Here is a 4,317-nt window from a genome sequence, read left to right on the forward strand (position 1 = left end):
CGTAGCTCGGCGACTGTTGCGCTTCCGGCGTGACGACCGCGCGGCACGCGAAGCACGTGACGTTCTCGGTGGGCTGGAGTTGCGGGTTCAGCGCGGTGCGGTAGTCGAACACGAAGCAGTCGCCGTGATAGTGCGCGCCGCCGACTTCCTCGAAGTATTTCAGGATCCCGCCTTCGAGCTGGTACACGTTCTCGATGCCGATTTCCTTCATGTGGATCGCGGCTTTCTCGCAGCGGATGCCGCCCGTGCAGAACGACACGACCGTCTTGCCTTCGAGGTCGGCACGGTTCGCGTCGATGACTTCCGGGAATTCGCTGAACTTGTCGATCCGGTAGTCGAGCGCATCGTCGAACGTGCCGACGTCGATTTCGAACGCGTTGCGCGTGTCGAGCATCACGACCGGGCGGCCCGTGTCGTCGTGGCCGCGGTCGAGCCACGTCTTCAGCGTGCGCGCGTCGACGAACGGCGCGCGGCCGAGTTCCGGCTTGATCGCGGGCTTCTTCATCGTGATGATCTCGCGCTTCAGGCGCACGAGCATGCGGCGGAACGGCTGCGAGTCGGACAGGCTTTCCTTGAACTGCAGCGACGCGAACTTGCCTTCGAACAGCGGATCGTGGCGGAGGTACGCGATGAACGCGTCGGCGGCTTCGCGCGTGCCGGCGATGAACAGGTTGATGCCTTCCGGCGCGAGCAGGATCGTGCCGCGCAGGCCGAGTTCGTTGCAGCGGGCGGTGACGAGCGGGCGCCATTGCTCGTTCGCGTCGAGCGACACGAAGTGGTAGGCGGCGAGGTTGACGATGGTCATGATGGTCCGACGGGAAAACGGCCGCACGGCGGCCCGCAAAAAAGGGTGCGAAGCCGGGGCGTGGATTCGAAAAACCGTATTATCCCGCAAACGGCGCTCAGGCCGGCATCCTGCCGTTCGGCCAGTCGCGCGGCGTGTGGTCGCGCGCATCGGCCGAACGGCCGGGGCGGGGATTTTTTGGGCAGCCCGCGTGGCGGGGCGGCTACAATAGCGCCCATGTCAGATCCCCGCTTCGTCCATCTTCGCGTTCACTCCGAATTCTCGATTGCCGACGGCATCGTGCGCATTGACGACATCGTCAAGGCCGCGGCCGCAGACGGTCAGGGCGCGCTCGCGCTCACCGATCTCGGCAACGCATTCGGCCTCGTCCGTTTTTACAAGGAAGCCCGCGGCAAGGGCATCAAGCCGATCGCCGGCTGCGACGTCTGGATCACCAATCCGGACGACCGCGACAAGCCGTCGCGGCTGCTGCTGCTCGTCAAGGACAAGGTCGGCTACCTGAATCTCTGCGAGCTGCTGTCGAAGGCGTGGCTCACGAACCAGTACCGCGGCCGTGCGGAACTCGACGCGAGCTGGCTCGACGGCGAGCTTGCGCAGGGGCTGCTCGCGCTGTCGGGCGCGCAACAGGGCGATATCGGGCTCGCGCTTGCCGCGGGCAACGAAGAAGCCGCGCGCCGTCACGCCGAGCGCTGGGCGAAGGTGTTCCCGGGCGGCTTCTACATCGAGCTGCAGCGTTACGGCCAGCCGGGCGCCGAGGCGTACATCCAGCAGGCCGCGGCGCTCGCCGCGGCGCTGCAACTGCCGGTCGTCGCGACGCACCCGACGCAGTTCATGACCGACGACGATTTCACCGCGCACGAGGCGCGCGTGTGTATCTCGGAAGGCGACATCCTCGCGAACCCGCGGCGCCAGAAGCGCTTCACGACCGACCAGTTTTTCCGCACGCAGGACGACATGGCCGCGCTGTTTGCCGACCTGCCGTCGGCGATCGCGAACACGGTCGAAGTCGCGAAGCGCTGCAACCTGAAGCTCGAGCTCGGCAAGCCGAAACTGCCGCTGTTCCCGACGCCGGATGGCATGTCGCTCGACGACTACCTGGTCCAGCTGTCGAAGGAGGGGCTCGAAACCCGCCTCGCGCAGCTGTATCCGGCCGAAGCCGAGCGCGACGCGCAGCGCGACACGTACTACAAGCGGCTCGAATTCGAGTGCGGGACCATCACGAAGATGGGCTTCCCGGGCTACTTCCTGATCGTTGCGGACTTCATCAACTGGGCGAAGAACAACGGCGTGCCGGTCGGCCCGGGCCGCGGCTCGGGCGCCGGTTCGCTGGTCGCGTACGCGCTCGGCATTACCGACCTCGACCCGCTGCGCTACAACCTGCTGTTCGAGCGTTTCCTGAACCCGGAACGCGTGTCGATGCCCGACTTCGACATCGACTTCTGCCAGCACGGCCGCGATCGTGTGATCCAGTACGTGAAGGAGAAGTACGGCGCGGACGCCGTGTCGCAGATCGCCACCTTCGGCACGATGGCCGCGAAGGCGGCCGTGCGCGACATCGGCCGTGTGCTCGACCTCGGCTACATGTTCACCGACGGCATTGCGAAGCTGATCCCGTTCAAGCCGGGCAAGCACGTGACGATCGCCGACGCGATGAAGGAGGAGCCGCAGCTGCAGGAGCGCTACGACCACGAGGACGAAGTGCACCAGCTGCTCGACCTCGCCCAGCGCGTCGAAGGCCTCACGCGTAACGTCGGGATGCACGCGGGCGGCGTGCTGATCGCGCCCGGCAAGCTGACCGATTTCTGCCCGCTGTACACGCAGGGCGACGACGGCGGCGTGGTCAGCCAGTACGACAAGGACGACGTCGAAGCCGTCGGCCTCGTGAAGTTCGACTTTCTGGGTCTCACGACGCTGACGATCCTCGACTGGGCCGAGCGCTATATCCGCCGCCTCGATCCGTCGAAGGCCGACTGGTCGCTCGGGCAGGTGCCGCTCGACGATCCGGCGTCGTTCCAGATCCTGAAGAAGGCCAACACGGTCGCGGTGTTCCAGCTGGAAAGCCGCGGGATGCAGGGCATGCTGAAGGATGCGCAGCCCGACCGCTTCGAGGACATCATCGCGCTCGTGTCGTTGTACCGTCCGGGCCCGATGGACCTGATCCCGAGCTTCTGCGCGCGGAAGCACGGCCGCGAGAAGGTCGAATATCCCGATCCGCGCGTCGAACCCGTCCTGAAAGAGACCTACGGCATCATGGTCTATCAGGAGCAGGTGATGCAGATGGCGCAGATCATCGGCGGCTACTCGCTCGGCGGCGCGGACTTGCTGCGCCGCGCGATGGGCAAGAAGAAGGCCGAGGAGATGGCCGAGCACCGCGAGATCTTCGCGGCGGGCGCCGCGAAGAACGGCCTGGCCCGCGAGAAGTCCGACGAAATCTTCGACCTGATGGAGAAGTTCGCGGGCTACGGCTTCAACAAGTCGCACGCGGCGGCCTATGCGCTGCTCGCGTACTTCACCGCGTGGCTGAAGGCGCACCATCCGGCCGAATTCATGGCGGCCAACATGACGCTCGCGATGGACGACACCGACAAGGTGAAGATCCTGTTCGACGATTGCGTCGTGAACAACCTCGCCGTGCTGCCGCCCGACATCAACCAGTCGCACTACCGCTTCGAGCCGGTCGCCGAAGCCGACGGCAAGCGCTCGCGCACGATTCGCTACGGTCTCGGTGCGGTGAAGGGCAGCGGCCAGAACGCGATCGAGGAAATCCTGCGCGCCCGCGAGGAGAAGGCGTTCACCGACCTGTTCGATTTCTGCGAGCGGATCGACCGGCGCGTCGTCAACCGCCGCACGGTCGAGGCGTTGATCCGCGCCGGCGCGTTCGATTCGCTGAATACGAACCGTGCGCAGCTGATCGCGTCGGTGCCGCTGGCGATGGAAGCGGCCGACCAGGCCGCGGCGAACGCAATGCAGGCCGGCCTGTTCGACATGGGTGCCGAGTCGCCGCACGCGCATGCGCTCGTCGACGAGCCCGCGTGGGACGACAAGCGCCGCCTGCAGGAAGAAAAGGGGGCGCTCGGCTTCTACCTGTCCGGCCACCTGTTCGACGCGTATCGCGACGAGGTGCGCCGCTTCGTCCGGCAGAAGGTCGGCGATCTGAAGGAAGGGCGCGACAAGCTCGTGGCCGGCATCATCGCGTCGTTGCGCACGCAGATGACCCAGCGCGGCAAGATGCTGATCGCGTTGCTCGACGATGGCTCGGGCCAGTGCGAGATCACGATCTTCAATGAGCAGTTCGAGGCGAACAAGGCGCTGTTCAAGGAAGACGAGCTGCTGATCGTGCAGGGGCAGGCGCGCAACGATGCGTTCACGGGCGGCATCCGCTTTACGACCGATACCGTGATGGATCTCGAACGCGCGCGCAGCCGCTATGCGCAGGCCGTGCGGCTGACGATGAACGGCAACGCCGACGCGGCTGCGCTGCGCCGCGTGCTCGAGTCGCACGTATCGAAGGA

The 4,317-nt window shown here is 66.0% G+C and carries 2 protein-coding genes; one reads left to right on the plus strand and one right to left on the minus strand.

What is annotated here, in order from left to right; all coding sequences use genetic code 11:
- The coding region (locus JYJ84_RS29640) for a sulfurtransferase (RefSeq protein WP_205189839.1) at positions 1 to 805 on the minus strand (805 nt) is incomplete at its 3' end.
- Positions 806 to 1,021: 216 nt separating this feature from the next.
- Between JYJ84_RS29640 and dnaE the strand changes: the two genes are divergently transcribed.
- A partial coding sequence (dnaE, locus tag JYJ84_RS29645) for a DNA polymerase III subunit alpha (protein WP_205189840.1) occupies positions 1,022 to 4,317 on the plus strand: 3,296 nt, incomplete at its 3' end.

The organism is Burkholderia sp. LMG 13014 (assembly GCF_905232215.1).
Taxonomy (GTDB): domain Bacteria; phylum Pseudomonadota; class Gammaproteobacteria; order Burkholderiales; family Burkholderiaceae; genus Burkholderia.